The organism is Paenibacillus sp. PK3_47 (genome assembly GCF_023520895.1).
GTDB lineage: Bacteria > Bacillota > Bacilli > Paenibacillales > Paenibacillaceae > Paenibacillus_AQ.
In genome coordinates this window covers 4,063,377-4,082,216 of sequence record NZ_CP026029.1, presented here as the reverse complement: position 1 = coordinate 4,082,216, position 18,840 = coordinate 4,063,377, and the positions used below count along the sequence as shown (strand labels likewise).

Sequence of the window (18,840 nt, the reverse complement as noted above, 5' to 3'; positions counted from 1 at the left end):
TTATTTAAGCCCTGTCTGCTCCAGGCTCCATTCCCACAGGCGCGCAGCTGCTGCACTGTCCGCAGCTCTTGGCGACAGCTCCTGGATGGCACGGCGGTAATAATATTGGCCTGTCACACCGCACAGCTCAGGAGCAGTTGCCAGGTAGATGGCCGTATCCGCACCCTGTTCAGGCGTGAGGAAGAAATACGACAGCAGCTTCAGCAGCGGACGGCCAAAGCCTGTCTCCCGGTTGACGCCAATGCTTGTCCCCACCGCCCCCGGATGAACAGCATTCACTGTGACTGCGGTATGCTGCAGCCGGGCGGCCAGCTCCCTGGTGAACAGGATATTGGCCAGCTTGGACCGGGCATAAGCCTTGGCCGGATTGAAGCCCCGGGACAGCGTATGGTCATCCAGATGCAGCTTTCCGATCTTGTAGGCACCGGAAGCAACCACTACAATCCGTCCCTGTTCAGCTGATTTCAAGGAATCCAGCAGCAGATTGCTGAGCAGAAAATGTCCCAGATGATTTACGCCGAAATCCATCTCGTATCCGTCAGAGGTAAGCTCCCTGCGGATCGTGACAACGCCGGCGTTATTAATCAGCACATCGAGCACAGGATACTTAGAGCTAAATTCCTCCGCAAAGCTGCGGATGCTGTCAAAGGAAGCCAGATCGCAGAGCATCAGCGCAATATCAGGAGACCCGCTTTGCCGCTTAGCTTCAGCGAGCGCTTCTTCCCCGCGCTGCCGGCTGCGGCAGGCCATGATGACCTGTGCCCCTCTGCGGGCCATTTCAATCGTCGTCGCCAGTCCCATTCCGGAGTTGCCTCCGGTGACAAGCACGGTCTTCCCTTTCATGGCGAATCCCCTTTCCTGCACGGATCTGCCGGCCTAAGCCCTGGCCTGGCCATTTTTAGACAGATGTTTTAGAATTATGTTACATCATATCAGGAGTTAAGAAAAGCAGGAGGTGAACCGGGAGGAGATTCCCGGAAATAAATGCTGAATAAGTCACCAAAAGTTATCGTTCTGACCGTACCTATGCTCTCCCCGGTATTCGGCCCGACTGAGATTTTCCCGGTGCTGCTTAAGGATGCGGATGGTCTGACTCTGATCGACACCGGCATGTTCGGACAGTACGAAGCTCTCGTCCAGGCAATCCGTGATGCAGGCGAGCAGCTCTCTGATATCAAACGGATTATCATCACCCATCAGGATATCGATCATATCGGTAATCTGGCCGTACTGGCCCGTGAGCTGCCCGGTGTCCGGCTGTTTGTCCACCCGGAGGATCTGCCGGCTGGCACTGCAAGCGCACCGATGATCAAGATGAACCCGCAGCGGGTATCGCAAATGCCGGAAGCCTTTCAGGAACAGTTCAGCCGGTTTCTGGATGAGCTGAAAGAGCTGGACATGACGGAGCTGCAGGATAGAGAGCAGCTCCCCTGGGGCGGCGGAATCGAGATCATCCACACGCCCGGCCATACTCCGGGGCACATCTGTCTCTACGTGCCGGAGCAAAAGCTGCTGCTCGCTGCTGACGAACTGCGTGTAGTAGACGGCCAGCTCGCCGGACCTGCGGAATCAGCGACACCCGATATGCCGCTGGCACTCCGCAGTCTGCGCAAGCTTGAAGGCCGGCAGATTCAGACCGTCCTCTGTTATCACGGCGGACTGTACGAAGGCAGCCCGCAGGCGCTTATTGACGAACTGGCGGGATCGCTGTAATTCCGTTCTTGAAGCTGCGCTGTAAAGACCAATAAGGCTGTTCCGCTTGTAGAATGTGTCTACTCGCGGAACAGCCTTTCGTCCGTTTCTGGGCTGTTATTTTCAATCCGGCCTCAGTGCAATCAGCCGGTCATCCCCTTCCCCCGGATCACCCCGGCCATCCCGGTTGTTCGTCAGTACATACAGGGTGCCGTCCGGTCCTTCGGCAACATTGCGCAGCCTGCCCCATTCCTCTTCGAATAAGGCGGTAGCAGCAGGTTCACCATTGCTGCCGGAAGGTGAGACCCACAGCAGCTGCTCTCCTGCCAGACTGGCAACCAGCAGTTCACCTTTCCAGGGACCCTGCGTAATGAAGGCCGTTCCTGACGGCGCCCAGGTCTCGTCTCCGCTGTGCAGCAGCGGGCTCTTCAGGCTGATGCCGCCTTCCTCGCCGGCTTGACCGCCTTCAATGAGCGGCCAGCCGTAATTGGCTCCGGGCTCAATAATGTTGATCTCGTCATGGCTGGACTGGCCATGCTCAGAACTGTACAGCACGCCTGTACCAGGCTGCCAGGAGAGTCCCTGCGCATTGCGGTGACCCCAGCTGTACACAGGTGAATCCGGCCACGGGTTATCCTCCGGGATGGAGCCGTCCGGGGCAATCCGCAATATTTTACCGCCTAGGCTCTCCTTATCCTGCGCCAGCTCCGGCTCATAACGTTCCCCGGTTGTAACATACAGATATCCGTCCGGACCGAATTTGATCCGTCCTCCGTTATGGTTGGTGTCCCCCGGTATGCCGTCCAGCAGCACCTTGTCGATTTCCGCCGCACTGCTGTCTATAATGATCCGCAGCACCCGGTTTTGTATACCGTCCCCCTCGCGGTAAGAGTGATAGACATAGGCATATCCGTTATCGGCAAACGCCGGATCCAGCGCTAACCCGAGCAGTCCGCCCTCGCCCGTGCTGACAAACGGTGCATACAGCTCCAGCAGCGGCGCTTCTCTCAGCTTGCCGTTCTCAATGACGCGCAGCGTTCCGGGCCGTTCGGTAATAAATATCCGCCCATCCGGCGCAAAAGCTATCTCCCACGGAACATTCAGCCCGCTCACCAGCGTCTCGGCTGTGTAGGGAAAGGACTCCGCGGATTTTGCCTGCTCTGATGAAGGCGGCGCTTCAGCTTCTTCAGCCGGCTGCTCTGTATTCATATTCATGCTGTTCTCTGCAGGAGCCGGTACAGCAGACGGCCTGCTGCCAGCAGGTGTTTCTGCTCCCAACCGCGGCCCTTCGCTTTCCAGCTGACCATCCACCCCGCCTGTCTCAGAGCAGGCGGTTAATGCTCCGGCCAGCAGGATCAGGGAGGTCCAGCGGAATAGTGCTGAACGGGTATATTTTCTATCACGGATCATAGTTATCACCTTCTTCACTGGGTTTTGGAGCAGATAATACATGATCTTGTCGGGAATACTTCAGGACGGCGATACGTTCGCCGCTTGCCCATAACTCTAACGGACCGTAGTTCCGTTATTTTTGGATATTCAGCATTTTTGGCGGGCTAACGGACCCTAGTTCCCTTATTGCCTATACTTACAGCAGATTTGGGGCTAATGTCAGCAAATAAGGCCCCTGGGGTCCGTTAGCCCTGCCGTTTCCCGTTATATGGATAAATAAGGGATCCTCGGTCCGTTAGCCAAAATACGGGTCAGGTCTTTCAACTTGTGTCCGTTAACCCTAACTATAATTGCATATCCAACCTCGATCCGTTAACCCTAACTATAATTGCATATCCAACCTCGATCCGTTAACCCTAACTAATTGCATATCCAACCTCGATCCGTTAACCCTAACTATAGTTGCATATACTACCTCGGGCCATTAGACAAACTATGGGTTGCGTATACTAAATGGAGCAAGTTACCCGGCTGCTTATAATTTGGCAACTATTACCCGCTGGTCCCACAGGTTAAACCCTTGTTATGCGATATTAAGCCTTGGCGTGCGCCCCGCAGGGTTATGATCTATAATTAGAATATTGCTTTTTTCCAGCGTGAAGACGAAAGGGGAACAATTACTAATGAATCATGCTCTGAACAGCCTGGAGCAGCAAATGTCCGGCGCCGGACTCCAGGCGCTGCTCGTCACCGATCCCAAGCATGTCTACTATCTGACCGGCTTTGCCAGCAATCCGCATGAGCGGTTTCTCGGCCTGCTGCTGATCCGCGGGGAGGAGCCCGTTCTGATCGTTCCGGCACTGGATGCCGAAGCCGCGCATGCCGCATCTAAGGTCACAACCATTCTGACGCATAGCGATACGGATAATCCGTACGAGCTGCTGAAGTCCCGGTTTGGCGGGACACGCCCGGATAAAGTCGGCATTGAAAAGGAGCACTTCACTGTAAGCCGCTTCGAGAGGCTCTCCGAAGCTGTGAATGCCGCAAGCTTCAGCGACATCGGCCCTATGCTGCGGTCCATGCGCGCCATCAAGACACCGGAGGAAGTCAGCCGGATGAAGCATGCGGCCGAGCTGGTGGAGGAGGTTCTCCGCCAGGGGCTTAAGCATGTTAAGGCAGGGGTGACCGAGATCGAGCTGGTTGCCGAGCTGGAGTATCTGATGAAAAAGGTAGGCGCCTCCGGCCCCTCCTTCGACACTATGGTGCTCTCCGGCCCGAACACGGCGCTCCCGCACGGCGTACCGGGCAGCAGGGTCATCCAGCCGGGTGATTTCCTGATGTTCGACCTCGGCGTGTATGCCGCTGGTTATGCATCGGATATTACCCGCACCTTTGCTGTTGAAGAAGCTGACAGCAAGCTGACCGAAATCTACAACACTGTGCTGGCCGCCAATGCAGCCGGCCTCGCCGCTTCCAGAGCGGGCGCTACATTCGGCTCCGTTGACCGCGCAGCCCGCGAAGTCATCGAAGCTGCCGGATACGGTGAGTATTTCATGCACCGTGTAGGCCACGGCCTGGGAATGGACACCCATGAATATCCTTCCCTTCATGGCCTGAATGAGGATATTATTGAGAACGGGAACGTATTTACGGTTGAGCCGGGCATCTATGTTCCGAATCTGGCCGGCGTACGGATCGAAGATGATGTGCTCGTCACTCCGGAGGGTCCGCAGACCTTAACCTCTTTCCCGAAAGAGCTGACCATACTTCATTTGTAAGGGATGCCTGCTATACCCGAGCGGTGCAAGCCCACTCACACAAAAAAGCAGCAGATCACACCGCTACCGGTTGGATCTGCTGCTTTTCTATATACAACCTTATTCTCAATCCTTGCGGACCGGCTGCTCATCTTCGGCGAACTTGAAGGAACGGGCAAGATACAGAACCGGCGTACCTGCGCCTGTCAGCAGGAATTTTGCGACATACGTAGTCAGCAGTATTTCTACCCAAATCTCGAACTCGAATCTGCCGGCAAAAGCAATCGTACAAAAAATCAGCGTATCTACAAAAGAACTGATCATCGTACTTCCGTTCGAACGAATCCACAATTGGCGCGATGAGCCGTAGAACTTGCGGATCCAGGCATAGAGATGGACATCAAGGAACTGGCTGACAAAATAAGCGGCAAGACTGCCCAGCGCAAGACGCGGCATCAGACCAAAGATCGTTTCCAGAGAAGTCTGGAAGACTGGGTCTCCCTCCGGCTTGAATACGAGCACCATCTGCATCAGCACGGTTGTCATCAGCAAAGTGAAGAACCCGAACCATACCGCATTTCTCGCTTCCCTCCGGCCGTATTTCTCATTCAGCAAATCACTGGTCAGATACAAAGTGACATACATCGTATTGCCCAGCGTCATCACAATATCGAACGGCATGGCAATCGTTTTGGCCACCTGGATGTTGGCGATCACCGTGGCGATGCCGACCCAGGCGTACAAGCCCTTTTTACCGAACAGACGGAAACAGAGCAGAAAAAAAGCAAAGTTCACAATAACGAACAAAATACTCCACAACAAATTAAACATGACTTCTGTATTTCCTCCTAGTTTTGTTTACGCGGGATGGTTACGAACCGCGGTGTTTTGCTTTGAACAAAACATTACTACTCTATCACATTGTAAGCTAACATGCTATGAAAACTTATTTTCGCAAAAGTAGGACTAAATTCACTGTTTTTCGGAAAATTCATAAATGATTCGATAATTATTCAGATTTTTCAGAAAATATAAGCCTAAATCCAAACTTTTCACTATTCAACCAGGGGTTAATTCTATAGAATAGTTATCAATAACCTTCCAGGCATGATATATGACCTATACATATGGAATATATTACCTTCCAAGGCCTGCTTGCAGAACATAAGAAAACAGATGTATCTATCAGAAAAAGGAGAGAATGATATGTTACGCTTTAAGAATTCCATCAGCCGTAAGTTCACTATGTTGTTGTTTGTCGTTCTATTGCTAACGTCGTTAGTCTTAAGTATCAGCTTTTATTTTATATCCATGAATACGATCAACAGCTATGTACTTCCGCAAATCGACAAGCTGCTGGGCGTTGCATCCGAGGATGTATACAAAGGCCTGAATTCCACCCACGCCCAGCAGGCGCTCAATAAAGGTGCACAGGCGACAACAAACGTACAGTTTTATTTACAGGAAAAAGTAAAGCAGCATGGGGTCGAGACCATTTTTCTCGCTAATCTGAAGGAAGGAAAAGCCACGGTTATCACCGCGGACAAAGCTTCAACACTGCAGGCGGATGAGAACATTGCAGTAACACCGGCTATGGAGCAGGCCTCCAAAGGTAAAACGGGTCTTAGTGAAATCTATAGTGACAGTCACGGTATACATAAAACAGCGTATAAAGGCGTTCCCGGAAGCACGATGGTGATCGGTGTCAGCTCGGATGTAGCCTTCGTAGATGAAAAAATCAACAGTGTGATCTGGACCAGTGTATGGATTACCCTGCTGGCTCTTATCCTAGGGGTTACTGCTGCATACTTCATGAGCAAAAGAATCACCCGCCCGCTCTCCCGGCTCGCAGCCTACAGCAACAAAATGGCCGGCGGCGACTTCACCCAGGAGCTTGTGATTAAGGGCAATGATGAAGTCAGCCAGCTGTCCGAAAGCTTCAGAAGCATGAGCCATAAGCTCAAGGACATGATCGGCCAGGTCCTGGATACTTCCAGCAATGTAGTACAGGACGCCAACGATATGAAGACACGCTTGGAAGTGCTTAATGACATGGCCGCCCGCTCTGCCGTGTCCGTTAACGAAATCAGCAAAGGCAGCACAACCATTGCCAGCGTCACGATGGAGAACTCCAGAGCCATGGATGAGATTAATATCGGCATCCAGCACATCGCCTCCGCGGCCGGTGAAGTCACCGAACAGATCAGTGAAGCCTCTGCGGAAGCTATAGGCGGCAATGAGATTGCCCAGACTGCTGTACAGCAGATGCGCCAGGTTGAACAGGCGTCGGTGAAGTCGCTGGAGCAGTTCCGGCTGATGAATGAACGCTCGCAGATGATCGGCGGGGTGGTTCAGGGAATCACCGAAATTACGAAGCAAATTCAAATGCTCTCGCTGAATGCGTCCATAGAAGCTGCACGTGCCGGGGAACACGGCCGCGGGTTTGCCGTGGTGGCCGGAGAAGTCCGCAAGCTGTCCGAGCAGTCCAAGGAATCCAACGAACAGATCCGTGAATTCCTGCTGAGCCTGCAGGAGGATATGAACCACTCCGTAGCCGAGATGAATCTTGTTAACCAGGAGGTTGCCTCTGGCGTAGGCAAGGTTGCCGAAGCCGGCAATGCCTTCAATCAGCTGCTGATTCTGATTCAGAGCATTAACCAGAGTGTCCAGTCCGTATCCGCTGCCACCCAGCAAATTTCGGCCGGAACGGAGGAAGTCAGCGCCTCGGTGGAAGAGACCTCGCAGATTACGGCGATGTCCCGGGCCAGTGCTGATACGCTTGCCGGGAACTCTTCACGCCAGCAGGAAGAGCTTGAAGGCCATGCTGTGACGGCCCAGCACCTTCATGAGCAGGCGGTCAAGCTGCAGGAAGCAGTGCGACAGTTCAAAATTTAACGCTCAGACACAAAAGGCAGTTCCAGGGTCTTACCGGCCCGGAGCTGCCTTTTTGATGTTCTCTGCAAATTATGTACTTTGGCTAGTGCCTGGGTGCCCATAGAATGACCGACACGCCGATGATACAGATGCCTGCCCCGATCCAGTCATACAGATCCGGTGTTTTTTTGTCCACCAGCCAGCCCCACAGTACAGCCAGCACGATGAACACACCGCCATAGGCAGCGTATACCCGGCCGAAGGAAGGAAACTTTTGCAGAGTAGGAATGATGCCATACGAAATCAGGATCAGCGACCCGATCAGGCCGTACCAGAGCGGCCGCGATTCCCGCAGCCAGAGCCAGACCAGATATCCGCCGCCGATCTCGGCGAGACCGGCCACGATAAACAGCAGAATTGCCATTGTCATTAGTTATCACCCCTTATTCCCAAAAGCGAACATTACTGAAGGTTCGCTCCATCCATCTATTGAAACCAGTGGTATGCATAACAGTTAGTTGTATTTCCTGCAGTTAAAAGACTACAAAAGAGACGATTCGGAAGTTTAAATGTAATCTGTACAACTAAAAACGGCCAGAATCCTTCTTATATGGAATATGGCGATTTTTAACTGCAGAGAATACAATTAAAGCTCCTGAGGTACAAAAATAGTTTATTATAGCTGCACGAAATACAGTTAACACCTGAGCCTGTCTCCATTAATCATTTGGGCTTCAGCTCTGCAATCATTATACAAGAATAATCTTAAGCTCACAGCAAAAAGCCCCTTTTTCATGGGAATGAAGAAGGGGCATTGCTGCGTGAATGGGAATCCAGCCGCTACACTCTCCCGGCCGGATATTTACTTCACTGCATAGGTTACTTCACTGCATATCTCTGCTTCTTTCCCAAGGCTCTCTCCTTCCTCATGAACCCTTCCATCCGCTCCAGCGCTTCGTTCAGCCTGGCCTCCGATGTTGCATAGGAACAGCGGATATGCCCCTCCCCGCCGGTTCCGAACACTTGCCCGGGAACGGCGGCAACGCCTGCTTCCTTCAGCAGCCGCAGGGCGAATTCCTCGGACTTCAGCCCCGTCCGGGCAATCGACGGGAAGGCATAAAAAGCCCCCTGCGGCTCATGGCAGTCCAGCCCGATTGTTCTAAGTCCCTCCACAAACAGGGTTCTGCGCCGTCTGAAGCACTCCTTCATCCTGTCCTTATCGTGAAGCCCGCTGCGGAGGGACTCAATGGCGGCAATCTGCCCCAGCACCGGTGCGCACATTGCAGTGTACTGGTGAATCTTCAGCATGGCCGCCAGCAGCCCGCTGCTGCCGCAGGCATAACCGACCCGCCAGCCGGTCATGGCAAAGGCTTTGGAGAAGCCGCTGATGACAATGGTCCGCTCCTTCATGCCGGGAAGCGCGGCAATGCTGGCATGCCTGCTGTCATAGGTCAGCTCGGCATAGATTTCATCCGAGAGCACGAGCAGATTATGCCGCTTCACAAGCTCTGCGACCGGCAGCCAGTCTTCATAAGACATTACCGCCCCGGTGGGATTGCTCGGGAAATTAAGCATCAGCAGCTTGGAGCGCGGTGTAATCACCTTTTCCAGCGCTTCAGCCGTCAGCTTGAAGCCCTGGTCCGCCCGCGTTTCGACCTCAACCAGTGAACCTCCGTTCAAATGGGCAATCGGCGAATAGGCGATGTAGCTCGGCGAAGGAATGATGATTTCATCGCCCGGTGCGGTAAAAGCGCGAAGGGCCAGATCCAGCGCTTCACTGCTGCCTACAGTTACAATCACTTCATCCGCAGGATGATACTCCAGTCCAAAGCCATTCCGCAAATAAAGGGATATCTCCTCCCTGAGCTCAGGCAGTCCGGCGTTTGGAGTGTACGTCGTTTCTCCCCGTTCCAGCGCACGGATACAGGCTGCCCTTACATGCTCAGGCGTAGCGAAATCCGGTTCTCCGACGCCAAGTGATATAATTTCGTTGTTACCGGCAGCGAGGTCAAAAAAAGCGCGGATGCCCGAAGGCGCAATCTCCCGCACACGCTCTGCAATCCACTCCTGCGGGTCCAGGACCCGGTTCCGGTTAAGCATGGCTCTCCACCTCCGTCTGTCCCTGCTTTACCCGCCATTCCTCCATGGATTTGGATATTATAGCATCCAGCAGTCCGCTGAAAGTGCAGCCGGCGGCCAGTGCGCTTTTGGGCAGCAGGCTGGTTTCGGTCATCCCCGGCAGCGTGTTCACCTCCAGCACATAAGGAACGCCTTTGGCCAGCAGCATATCCACCCGGGCATAGACCGAGCATTTCAGCGCCTTATAACAAGAAATAGCCGCCGTACGCACCCGTTCATGGGTCCCCAGTGACAATTGGATCACACGCTCATCAGCACCGCCCTGCTCATACTTGGCGCTGTAGTCGAACCAGTCCGCTCCAAGCGATTGAATGCCGATCACAGGCAGCATTTCTCCGCCGAGAATAGCGCATGTAATCTCCTGTCCTTCCGTGAAGGCCTCGACCAGAATCGAGCGGTCAGCGGCAAAAGCTTTCTCCACCGCAGCCAGCAGCTCCCCTGAATGGTTCACTTTGGTCATGCCGATGCTGGACCCGCCGGAATTCGGCTTAACCATGACCGGGTAACCGAGACGCTCCACAGCTTCCGGCACAACCTCTTCCATGCTGTCCCAGCACAGCCAATCGGGAGTTAGCACACCTTTGCTGCGGAGAATGGTTTTGGACAGATTTTTATCCATGCACAGGCTGCTCGACAGTACGCCGCTTCCGGAATAAGGAATACCCAGTGTCTCCAGTGTCCCCTGCACTGTTCCGTCCTCTCCATAAGTCCCATGAAGCGCCAGCAGCGCAAAATCTATCCCCTTAACCCCGTCAATTAACTGTCCCCGTTCAGTGATAACAACCGGAACTGCCTCATATTTGCTCCGGTCCAGATGCTTCAGCATCTCTCTGCCGGTGTTCATGGAAACCTCGGATTCGGAGGATACCCCGCCCATAATTACGCCCACTTTTATCATATCCATGCTCCCCTATCCCATTAGTTGCCGTGCTGCCCTGCCGATGATTTCAATGCCCTTGAGTATATCGCCGTCAGCTACCCTGGAGAATCCCAGCCGCAGCGTGTTTTGCCCTGTTCCGTCCGTATGGAAGATGTCTCCCGCTGTAAAAATAACCCCCTGCTCCCGGCAGGCTGCCAGCAGCTCTCTTGTGCTGAAGCTCTCTTCAAAGGTTACAAACAGATGCAGCCCCCCATCCCCTGACAACGAGGTGTACGGAAGGTATTCCCTGCAGCATGTAAGAGTCAGCTCGTATTTGCGTTTGTACTCTGTTCTGGCCCGTTTCAAATATTTCTCCAGATTGCCGCCCAGCAGATATTGATACAGAATGGACTGGTCCAGAGTCGAGGTGTGAATGCTGCGTGCTCTTTTGACACTTTCCAGGTAATAGATCAGCTCCTCATCTCCCAGCACCCAGCCGACCCGCAGCCCCGGAAACAGCACTTTGGAAAAGCTCCCGAGATACACGACACTGTTGCCGCCGCCCGCCGCCGCGGTCAGCGGAGCTACATGTGACCCCGAATACCGCAGCTCCTCGTTAAAACCGTCCTCAATCACCGGCACCTTATAGTCGGCCATCAGCTTCATTACGCCCTGCCTTTTCTCAGGGGACATGACGATACCGGTAGGATTGTGATAGGAAGGGACGAAGTAGGCACAGTCGTATTCCTGCTCCTCAAGCGCCCGCTTCAGTTCTCCGAGATGAATGCCGTCACGCTCCATGGCCACACCCGTGATGTCAAAACCGTTCAGCCGCATATTTTTGATTGCCGTGTGATGGGTCGGGTTCTCGCAGAGTATAGATCCATGCTTCTGGCCCAGCGCTGACAGGACGAGATCGAAGCCTTCGGTAAAACCATTGGTGATCAGCATATCCTTGCCCCGCAGGTTAACGCCCTTGTGCTCCATATATTGCTTCAAATAGTCTATTAAAGGCTTATACCCTTTGGCATAGCCGTAGTTCAGCAGAACATTGCCTTCGACGGACATGCGTTCCAGAAAAGCTCTTTTTACATTATCGAGGTCAAACAGGCTTTCATCAGGTGCAATGCTGGTAAAAGAAATTGTACCCTTCTCCGCGCGGATTCCGCGTTTCATGATATCCAGCTCTTCGGCCAGCAGCGCCCGGGGGTTCAAACGCTCTTTCCAGTCAACAGTCCAGGCGGAAGCCTCCGCGCTGTCTGATACGGCTGCAGATGACACATAACTGCCCTGTCCCTGGACCGTATAAGCAAAGCCGTCATCCTCCAGACCCGCGTAAGCGGCAATGACCGAATTGCGGCTGACTGCAAGCAGCGTGCTGAGCTCCCGGGTAGACGGCAGCTTCTGGCCGCCCTGGAGGGCGCCTTTGATGATTAGATGCTTCATATAATCTTTGACCTGTATATATACCGGACGTCCGGCAATGAGTCTGAAATCCTTGAACATGGTTTCGTTCGCCCCCATAGCTATCATGGCATAATCTTGACCGTAACAAAAGAACCACAACCCCGCCATTTTCGGCCGGCTGTGGTTCCCCCATTATTGCCCTTTTGCCTGAACGGGTCAACGTCTGCATAACCCTCCATCCGCCGCGTGCGGCTATGAAGCTTTCTATTTTGTGAAAAGTAAGCTTTTAGTTTAAAATATATTCAGTACTTAATCATGCTTAAGCGGAGGAATTCAGTATGCTGTTTATCGATAACACAGGGATTACAGATGCCTCGGTCAATCTGGCCATTGAGGAATTTGCGCTCAAAAACCTGCCCATGGACGAGAGCTACCTGCTCTTTTATATCAACAGCCCGTCCATTATCATCGGCAAGCACCAGAATACAATTGAAGAGATCAACCAGGAGTATGTAAAAGACAACAACATTCAGGTGGTGCGCCGCTTGTCCGGCGGGGGTGCCGTCTATCACGATCTCGGCAATCTTAACTTCAGCTTCATCACCAAGGATGACGGCCAGTCGTTCCATAACTTCCTCAAATTTACCCAGCCGGTTATCGACTATTTGCGGAGCATGGGTGTGAACGCCGAGCTTAGCGGACGGAATGATCTGCAGGTCGGTGAGCAAAAAATCTCCGGAAACGCCCAGTTCTCCACACGCGGACGCATGTTCAGCCACGGCACCCTGATGTTCGACCTGAACCTCGACGATGTGCAGGCTTCCCTGAACGTGAATCCGGAGAAATTTAAATCCAAGAGCACCAAATCCGTCCGCAGCCGCGTCGCCAATATCAAAGACCTGCTGGGTACCGACATGACGATTGAAGAGTTCCGCGACGGACTGCTGCGTTCCATCTTCGGGATGGAGCCTTCCGAGGTTCCCCAATATAAGCTGACCATGGACGACTGGGTGCGGATCAATGCAATCTCCAAGGAGCATTATCAGAACTGGGACTGGAACTATGGCCTGTCTCCGAAGAGCAATGTGAAGCACACCCGCAAATTCCCGGCCGGTCTGGTCGATATCCGCATGGATATTGAGGATTCCTACATTAAGGATATCAAAATCTACGGCGATTTCTTCGGTGTAGGCGATGTGGCCGATGTCGAGAATGCGCTGCGAGGTAAACGTTACGAGATGGTAGAGGTCCGTCAGGCGCTGGCGGAGCTGGATCTTGGTCATTACTTCGGACGGATTGAGCCGGAGGACTTTATCGGTCTGATCTTCCTGGAAGAGTAGATTTACAGCAGCCTTCTGTTAAAAAGAGCCTCACTATACGTTCGCGCAGCCTGCGCAAACGGTAGTGAGGCTCTTTTGCTGCCCATGTTACATGGTCTGAGGACGAAGAATAAATACGTATACAACCAGTGCCAGCGTCAGCAGCATGAATACATTCTCCACGGCGCTGCCCTTCTTGGAGCCGGTGCTCATCAGCTTCATCCGGATCTTGAACGGCAGCGGCGGCAGCGGTGTAATTCCGCGCTGGGTCAGCGAATCAGCCAGCAGATGCAGCGCATAGGATACGCCGCCGGCAATCCACAGGCTGTCGCCGCTCTCCATCTCCAGGGAGACAAAGTAGAGCAGCGCTCCCCATCCCGCCACCGCGTACAGCGTGTGCGTCAGCCCGCGGTGCGGGACTACGCTGGCTACAACCAGCATGCAGGCCGCAATGTAGTTCCAGGGATCGTACGCCTCTGCGAAGGCGAACAAGGCCAGGGCAATCAGCAGCATGAAGAGATGCCGCAGCCTTCTTCCCGGCAGGAAAGACACGCTGCCGACCAGCAGTGCCAGGGCGATGTTCCATGGCGGTTCTGCGATTCCGGCGAAATACAGATAAATACCTGCGCCGATTAGAGCCACCTGCAGCAGGCGCAGCAGCGATTCGGGCAGGGCTGTGCGCACCAGCAGCGAATTCGGCTCATCAATGTCGGGCAGCAGAGAACTGACCGCGGCTACAGCTATAGCCGGGATCGTAATCTCGTAGCCCAGCAGGCTCATGGCCGATAGGGTAACCCCGGTACTGATCACAAAATGGGATTTGCCCATCATGGTAAAGCCGCCCCTTTCTCAGCTGTCAAAATAGGAACAAGTGTGCGGTTCCCGAAGTATACCAAGAGCAGCCTTTTTTGTCCAGTATTTGGTGCCGGTTTTGGGCTTTTTTTCGCTTTATTGCCGGGGTTTTGCCTCGTAACAGCTTGTCGTGCCCCCTGTTTTAGGATACAATTTGGACAACTTGAACGTTTTCTTTATTTTCTGAAAGGATGACCCCTGTGAATCGCTCCCGAATCGCCGATCTCAGTCTGCTCCTGGTAGCGATGATGTGGGGCTGTACCTTTCTGATTGTGCAGCATGCAGTCAGGGTACTTCCGCCACTCGCCTTTAACAGCATCCGCTTTACCGGTGCCGCAGTGCTGCTGGCGCTGATTACCGCCCTTTTTTACCGCCATGAATGGAAAAAATTAAGCTGGAGAATGCTCCTGCACTCTCTGCTGCTGGGCCTTTTTCTGTTTATGGGCTATGCCCTCCAGACAATGGGCCTGCTGTACACGACCACTTCCAATACAGGGTTTATTACCGGCCTGTCCGTGGTTATTGTCCCGTTTCTGTCACTGGTGCTGCTGAAGCATGCCATTTCGCGCTACACCTGGATCAGTGCAGCTATCGCGGTAGCAGGACTGTACCTGCTGACGTTCACGGGTCCGGGTCTGTCCTTGAATACCGGCGATGGCCTGGTGCTGCTCTGTGCCGCTGCTTTTGCGCTGCAGGTTGCCTACACAGGCGTGTATGCCCCGCGTTATCCGGCGCTGCCGCTGGTTACGCTTCAGCTCGCTTTTGTCGGGCTGCTGAGCATTGCAGCCTCACTGCTGATTGACGGACCGGGTCCGCTGTCCCGCAGCGGGGAATTAATTGCCGAGCCGGATGTCCTGTGGGCGCTGCTTGTCTCCATCGGCCCGACCAGCGCTTTCGCATTCTGGATCCAGACAGCCTGCCAGAAGTACACCACACCGTCACGGGTAGCTATTATTTATGCGATGGAGCCTGTATTCGCCGCCTTTACCGGCCTCATCTTCGGCGGTGAAACACTCGGCCTGTCCGCAGCACTGGGCTGTATCTGTATCTTAGCGGCCATGCTGATCGCCGAGCTGAGTCCCCAGCCTGCCCCGAAGCCTTCCGGGTAGGGATTTTTTTTGCGGCAAAGATTAATTAGAGAAAAAACGTATGCTTCCAAAAAAGGAGAGAAACACATGTACAAATTGATCGCCATCGATATCGACGACACCCTCATTAATGATGACAAGGAAGTTACCCCTGCCACCCAATCCGCGCTGGAGCAGGCTGTTGCCGCAGGCGTAGTTGTAACCCTCGCAACCGGCCGCGCCTATGCTTCTGCACAGGCCATTGCCCGCCAGACCGGATTGAACGTGCCGATCATCACTTATCAGGGCGCACTGGTTAAGAATCTGCTCGATGAAAAGGTGCTCTATGAGCGTTATGTACCGCAGGACGCGGTACGCAAACTGTTCAGTTATTGTGTCGAGCATAACCTGCACCTGCAGACTTACATCGACGACAAGCTGTATGCCCGTGAAGAAAACCAGAAGCTGATCGACTACTCCGCCCTGAACAAAACGCAGTATTTCGTTGAACCCGACTGGGAGAAGCTGGTTCCGCAAAAAACACCAAAAATGCTCATCGTTGACGACCCTGATTTCCTGGATGAGCTGGCTCCTATTCTGCGCGAGCTGCTCGGCGATTCGGTCCACATTACGAAGTCCAAGCCTTATTTCCTGGAAATTATGCATCATGAAGGCACCAAAGGCCTGGCCCTTGAGTTCCTTGCGAAGCACTTCGGCTGTGAGCTGTCCGAGACCATTGCCGTAGGCGATTCCTGGAATGACCATGAAATGCTTGAAGCTGCAGGTCTTGGTGTAGCTATGGCCAATGCCATTCCGGCACTGAAAGAAATTGCTGATTTCATCACCCTCAGCAACAATGAAGACGGCGTGAAGCATGTCATCGATAAGTTCATCCTTAAGACTGTCTAAGCTTAAGTGTGAAGAGAAAGAAGGTGCCTGTCATCCGGTTCGCTGAACCGGGAGACGGGCACCTTTTTTACATATTCAAATACCATTTCATTGCATTCTTATATACAACCTTCTCCGCCTGATCCTCCTCAAGCGTATTGTAAATCAGCTCTAGATCGGAATGATCGTAAGGTCTCTTTGCTCTCGTTGACGGCAGGTCCGTCCCAAACATCAGGGCATCCGGATTCACCGAATAAATGGAACGGATAGCCTGTGCCGGATCAAGCTCTACCCTGCCAAATCCGGTTGCTTTGACTCTCACTCCTTTATCGACTAGAGACAGAAGTTTAGGGAGCCCCTCTTGGGATAGTCCCAAATGATCTATTGATACAGCAGGAAGGTTAACTAATGTGTCGGCAATTTCGGGCAAAGCTGCAGAGTCGATATATAATTCCGCATGCCATCCTGCCAGCTCATGAACTCTCCTGGCGAAGTAGTCCAACCGTGAGATGTCTTCCGAGCCTCCCCGCCGGACATTAAAGCGGATAGCTTTCACGCCGCAGTCATGCAGCCTTAAAATCTCTTCATCTGATGTATCATGAGGCAATTGGGTGACCCCGACAAAATTCCCGCCGAGCTTTTGCAGGGAATCGGTTAAGTAGGTCTGATCGTAACCTTGAAATGATCCTGATACAACGGCGCCTCCTGTAACTTTTAACGGCTGGACTCTATCTAAATAATCTTCACAGGTAAACGGCTCAGGCAAAAACCCCTGGTTCTCTATTAATGGAAACCGCGGGTCAATGATATGCAGATGGGCATCGAATACGGTTGCCATGCAGTGGTTCCCTCCTTTGCTCTTTTTTGTTAATTAAAGTTCCAGTATTCTTTTAGTTCATTGAATACATCTATTCCTGGCCATTCATCCATTCTTTGTATTCCGGTAAAGTGTATTCGTCTGTTTTTACGACCGTCCAATGGTTGTCCCGGTGTTCCAGGAAGACTTCTATTACATATTCCCCTCCGGTCTCATCAAAGTCATTGCCCAAATAAATTATACTTCCATGCATAAGAACTGCAGCTTCACTATCGTTTATCCTTTTTACTTTAATTCGTTCGTAGCTTTCAATATTATAATTGGCATCTATTAAGTCAAAACTCTGATTTAAGGATTCAACCTCGTTCCCCTCGGCATTGACTCCTTGTTTAAGGTTAATATTATCTTTCAGATCCGGGTATCTCCCCCACAAAATAGTTGTATCCTTGTTAACCACCGCTTGTGTTCTATAATACATGTACTCTCTCAGGGGTGTTATATATTTGACCCAATCCGATGATTCCGGCTCTGCAAAACCTTCCGTTTCTGCTTTGAAAATTCGCTTTTCTGATTGCGTTGTATTTTGCTGACAACCTGCTAAGGATACTAATACCGCAACCATTACGCTTCTTAAAAGAACACTTTTCATATTCTTCCCCCTTGAACAAAGGCAGCCGATCACGTTGGGATGGGCTGCCTTCCTTTAGCATGCAGGACTTTTAATGGAGCATCTGACATAGTTGATCATTTCATTTCTGTTCATTTTCAACCAACCGGATTAAATGATCTTGCTCCCCCTGCTCCTAAAATTCTGCCCCGCGCACCTTCGCATACACCCTGCAGTCATGCATTTCCCCGTCGAAGCCTTTCATACCTCTGCGCAGTACGCCGTCCAGTATGAACCCTGCACGCTCGGCAACTGCGGCGCTTCGGGTATTGCGGGTGCTGCAGCGGATCTCGATCCGGTTCGCCTTAAGCTCATGAATTGCGAAATCGGTAATCCCGTTAACCGCCTCGGTCATATAACCTTTGCCTGTGCAAGAACTTCTGATCCAGTATCCGATCTCAAAATTGCGGCTGTCCCAATCCACATGATGTAAGCCGCTGCAGCCGATGAACCTCCCGCTTGCTTTATCATAAATGTTCATATGCAGGGAGGAACGTTTGAGGTAATTCAGCCGTGCTTCCCTTACAAATTGCTCGGATTCCTCGGGTGCCGGCATCTTTTGCGCAAAAATCATCCACGGCTGCAGTTCACTAAGACTTTCGGCGATTGCTTCATTCATTGCAGCCCCGTCTCCCCACAACGCCGCACGCATCAGCAGACGTCCGGTTTCCAGACTTTCAGGAAAATCGAGCATGATCGGATGAACGGTTTTACTCATAGGGTGGATAGCCTCCTTTTGGACTATGTGTTCAGAGGGAGCATTGGCCCGGAGCAGGTATACCTCTTCTAACGGACCGACGATCCCTTATTTCTGCCAAAACCAACAGTTTCATCGGCTAACGGACAACAGATCCCTTATTCGTAGGATTTCGTCCGGGAAAGCCCTGCTGCTGAGGGAATAAGGGAAGGCCGGTCCGTTAGCCCCGGGAAATGCCCCTTTTATTGAAAATAACGCCCGTACGGTCCGTTAGATTCTGCGGCGGCGTTTGCGGGGCGTCTGGGGGGCGTTTGCGGCAACATCTCAACATCGTCTACACAAGTTTGCGGCATCATCTGCAGCAGCGTCAGCGGTAATTGTCGGCGGCATCATCTGTTGCATCGTCTGGGCAG

The 18,840-nt window shown here is 52.7% G+C and carries 17 protein-coding genes and 1 riboswitch; of the genes, 6 read left to right on the top strand and 11 right to left on the bottom strand.

The window, feature by feature from the left end:
- Positions 1-843 carry an SDR family oxidoreductase gene (locus C2I18_RS18190; protein WP_249897159.1) on the bottom strand — a complete coding sequence of 281 codons (843 nt, stop codon included), beginning with the start codon at positions 841-843 and terminating at the stop codon, positions 1-3.
- A gap of 141 nt (positions 844-984) precedes the next feature.
- Here C2I18_RS18190 and C2I18_RS18185 point away from each other — a divergent pair, with 141 nt between their 5' ends.
- The gene (locus C2I18_RS18185) at positions 985-1,713 is read left to right on the top strand and encodes an MBL fold metallo-hydrolase (protein ID WP_249897158.1); all 729 of its coding nucleotides are present in this window, start codon (positions 985-987) and stop codon (positions 1,711-1,713) included.
- Between the two features lie 102 nt (positions 1,714-1,815).
- On the opposite strand, the gene C2I18_RS18180 is transcribed toward C2I18_RS18185, so the two are convergent.
- The gene (locus C2I18_RS18180; protein ID WP_249897157.1) at positions 1,816-3,102 is read right to left on the bottom strand and encodes a PQQ-dependent sugar dehydrogenase; all 1,287 of its coding nucleotides are present in this window, start codon (positions 3,100-3,102) and stop codon (positions 1,816-1,818) included.
- 665 nt (positions 3,103-3,767) lie between these two features.
- Here C2I18_RS18180 and C2I18_RS18175 point away from each other — a divergent pair.
- Positions 3,768-4,862 (top strand): M24 family metallopeptidase, encoded by a 1,095-nt coding sequence (locus C2I18_RS18175; RefSeq protein WP_249897156.1) that lies wholly within the window; start codon positions 3,768-3,770, stop codon positions 4,860-4,862.
- A 105-nt stretch (positions 4,863-4,967) separates the two neighbouring features.
- Here the strand turns inward: C2I18_RS18175 and C2I18_RS18170 are convergent, their stop codons facing one another.
- Complete coding sequence (locus tag C2I18_RS18170; RefSeq protein WP_249897155.1) at positions 4,968-5,672, bottom strand: queuosine precursor transporter; 705 nt, start codon at positions 5,670-5,672, stop codon at positions 4,968-4,970.
- Positions 5,673-5,683: 11 nt separating this feature from the next.
- Positions 5,684-5,729, bottom strand: a riboswitch (PreQ1 riboswitch).
- Positions 5,730-6,152: 423 nt separating this feature from the next.
- On the opposite strand from C2I18_RS18170, the gene C2I18_RS18165 reads away from it, so the two are divergent.
- Entirely contained in the window at positions 6,153-7,736 is a 1,584-nt protein-coding gene (locus C2I18_RS18165) for a methyl-accepting chemotaxis protein (protein ID WP_249897154.1), read from the top strand.
- 82 nt (positions 7,737-7,818) lie between these two features.
- On the opposite strand, the gene C2I18_RS18160 is transcribed toward C2I18_RS18165, so the two are convergent.
- The 4 genes from C2I18_RS18160 to C2I18_RS18145 all read right to left on the bottom strand — a co-directional run bounded on the left by C2I18_RS18160 (position 7,819) and on the right by C2I18_RS18145 (position 12,219).
- A complete protein-coding gene (locus C2I18_RS18160) occupies positions 7,819-8,145 on the bottom strand; it encodes a YnfA family protein (RefSeq protein ID WP_249897153.1) in 327 nt (108 codons plus the stop codon).
- A 449-nt stretch (positions 8,146-8,594) separates the two neighbouring features.
- Entirely contained in the window at positions 8,595-9,815 is a 1,221-nt protein-coding gene (locus tag C2I18_RS18155) for an aminotransferase class I/II-fold pyridoxal phosphate-dependent enzyme (protein WP_249897152.1), read from the bottom strand.
- Positions 9,808-10,752 carry a D-alanine--D-alanine ligase gene (locus C2I18_RS18150; protein WP_275100930.1) on the bottom strand — a complete coding sequence of 315 codons (945 nt, stop codon included), beginning with the start codon at positions 10,750-10,752 and terminating at the stop codon, positions 9,808-9,810. Before C2I18_RS18150 ends, C2I18_RS18155 begins: the two co-directional genes overlap by 8 nt.
- A gap of 12 nt (positions 10,753-10,764) precedes the next feature.
- Complete coding sequence (locus C2I18_RS18145) at positions 10,765-12,219, bottom strand: aminotransferase-like domain-containing protein (protein WP_249902161.1); 1,455 nt, start codon at positions 12,217-12,219, stop codon at positions 10,765-10,767.
- Positions 12,220-12,458: 239 nt separating this feature from the next.
- On the opposite strand from C2I18_RS18145, the gene lplA reads away from it, so the two are divergent.
- Positions 12,459-13,460: a lipoate--protein ligase gene (gene lplA, locus C2I18_RS18140; RefSeq protein ID WP_249897151.1), complete on the top strand. Its 1,002-nt coding sequence runs from the start codon at positions 12,459-12,461 to the stop codon at positions 13,458-13,460.
- A gap of 87 nt (positions 13,461-13,547) precedes the next feature.
- Here the strand turns inward: lplA and C2I18_RS18135 are convergent, their stop codons facing one another.
- Positions 13,548-14,270: a metal-dependent hydrolase gene (locus tag C2I18_RS18135; protein WP_249897150.1), complete on the bottom strand. Its 723-nt coding sequence runs from the start codon at positions 14,268-14,270 to the stop codon at positions 13,548-13,550.
- Positions 14,271-14,491: 221 nt separating this feature from the next.
- Here C2I18_RS18135 and C2I18_RS18130 point away from each other — a divergent pair, with 221 nt between their 5' ends.
- Together C2I18_RS18130 and C2I18_RS18125 are read left to right on the top strand one after the other, a co-directional pair.
- On the top strand, positions 14,492-15,400 hold the full coding sequence (locus tag C2I18_RS18130) for a DMT family transporter (protein ID WP_249897149.1): 909 nt from the start codon (positions 14,492-14,494) through the stop codon (positions 15,398-15,400).
- Positions 15,401-15,466: 66 nt separating this feature from the next.
- On the top strand, positions 15,467-16,267 hold the full coding sequence (locus C2I18_RS18125; RefSeq protein WP_249897148.1) for a Cof-type HAD-IIB family hydrolase: 801 nt from the start codon (positions 15,467-15,469) through the stop codon (positions 16,265-16,267).
- 67 nt (positions 16,268-16,334) lie between these two features.
- Here the strand turns inward: C2I18_RS18125 and C2I18_RS18120 are convergent, their stop codons facing one another.
- The 3 genes from C2I18_RS18120 to C2I18_RS18110 form a co-directional block, all read right to left on the bottom strand.
- A complete protein-coding gene (locus C2I18_RS18120) occupies positions 16,335-17,084 on the bottom strand; it encodes an amidohydrolase family protein (RefSeq protein ID WP_249897147.1) in 750 nt (249 codons plus the stop codon).
- A gap of 70 nt (positions 17,085-17,154) precedes the next feature.
- Positions 17,155-17,712 carry a hypothetical protein gene (locus C2I18_RS18115; RefSeq protein ID WP_249897146.1) on the bottom strand — a complete coding sequence of 186 codons (558 nt, stop codon included), beginning with the start codon at positions 17,710-17,712 and terminating at the stop codon, positions 17,155-17,157.
- A 154-nt stretch (positions 17,713-17,866) separates the two neighbouring features.
- Entirely contained in the window at positions 17,867-18,448 is a 582-nt protein-coding gene (locus C2I18_RS18110; RefSeq protein WP_249897145.1) for a GNAT family N-acetyltransferase, read from the bottom strand.
- Between the last annotated feature and the right edge of the window lie 392 nt (positions 18,449-18,840).